Origin of the sequence: Bacteroides sp. An269, from assembly GCF_002159755.1 — a bacterium.
GTDB classification, from domain to species: domain Bacteria; phylum Bacteroidota; class Bacteroidia; order Bacteroidales; family Bacteroidaceae; genus Phocaeicola; species Phocaeicola intestinalis.
Map to the genome: position 1 here is coordinate 1 of NZ_NFJG01000223.1, position 1,587 is coordinate 1,587.

Genomic DNA, 1,587 nt, shown 5'->3' on the forward strand with positions numbered 1-1,587 from the left:
CTGACGAAGAACAGAAGCGGAAAGGACCAAAAAATCGCCCAAAGCACACACGAAAACGAACACATCAAGCCAAGAAAAACTTTTTGGAGAAATTCAAAACAGCTTCTTAATCTGCGTAATCTGTGGTGAAAAAATGAGAATCTACGGCGTTTTTTATTTCAGCTTATCGTATTCCTCGTCCGTAACAGGTTCCAGCCATTCGTTGGAAGTGTTTTCTCCGGGAACTTCGAAAGCGAGGTGTGCAAACCAACTGTCGGCTGCCGCTCCATGCCAGTGCTTTACATTCGCCGGAATGTGTATCACATCGCCTGGAAGCATCTGTACGGCAGGCTTCCCTTCTTCCTGATACCAGCCGCGTCCGGCTACACAAACCAACATCTGACCACCTCCCTTCGTGGCATGATGAATGTGCCAGTTGTTACGGCAGCGCGGCTCGAAGGTCACATTCGAGAAAGGAACTTGTTCACCCGACACACGGGCAAGATAACTGTTTCCGATAAAATACTGTGCGTATGCCGTGTTGGGCTCGCCGATAGGGAAAATCATTTCGCGCTGGAAAGCTGCCTTTCCGTTATCGTCCGCCACATCTTCCGCCCATACGTCTTTCGCCAGACGGAAAGCTCCCCATGCATTGGGCCATCCGGCATAGAAAGCCACGTGGGTCAACAGTTCGGAAATCTCGGTACGGGTCACGCCGTTGCTCTTGGCAAACTGCAAATGATGCGTAAGTGAAGAGTCGATAATGCCTTTTCCTACCAGTGTAGCAATTGTAATCATGCTGCGGTCGTGCGGACTCAGCCCGGGACGGTTCCATACTTCTCCAAAAAGGATATCATCGTTTACCTTTGCAAATTCGGGGGCAAATTCTCCCAACTGCACACGTCCGGCAGTCTGTGTAATCTTTTCTTGTGCCATAGTCATTTGAATATTAGTTGTTGATACAAGCATCCCCAAAAGGATGACTTTCCTGATGTTCAGTTGAATAGATTTCATAGGAGTCAAGATTTTTATGATTATTACTTGATACAAAAATACCCCCTTTCCACGATATACCGCCTAACCAAATCACAGATGATTGTACCAGATTTACAGAAATCTATGGAATATTCAAAAAATTGCATGAACGTTTTTTACTTTTATTACTTTGCCGGGTCTTATAAGCAGAACGTCCGCTCAAACGAGCTTACGAACGGGAACGGACAACATGAATGTATAACTTAAAACATTGAACAGTATGAGACTAACTAGAAAACTGGGAATGGCGATAATGGCTATGATAGCATTGACTGCAAGTTCCTGCGTCACATTGCATAGACACCGCCCCCAAAGAAAAGCGTAAAGAAGCAATGGAAAAGCTGATAACAGACATTGCGGCTGTGCTGACTTCCGACCAGCAAGTGCTTTACAAACACCTGCAAGAGGAATCCTCAGCCGAAAGAAAAAACATACGCGCAAAAACTGAGTGATTGCCACCTCTGGACGCTGGCATTGCCTTGGCTGGACGGAGGAAAATCGTATTATTTATTAAGACAAAAGGAAGTCATGAAACAAATCATTTTTAATGATTTGGGCTCAAGGATGCCGAAG

Annotated in this window: 1 protein-coding gene; it reads right to left on the minus strand. The window is 45.6% G+C overall.

What is annotated here, in order from left to right; all coding sequences use genetic code 11:
- Positions 1 to 153: 153 nt before the first annotated feature.
- Positions 154 to 972: a carboxymuconolactone decarboxylase family protein gene (locus B5F71_RS19395; protein ID WP_206423873.1), complete on the minus strand. Its 819-nt coding sequence runs from the start codon at positions 970 to 972 to the stop codon at positions 154 to 156.
- Between the last annotated feature and the right edge of the window lie 615 nt (positions 973 to 1,587).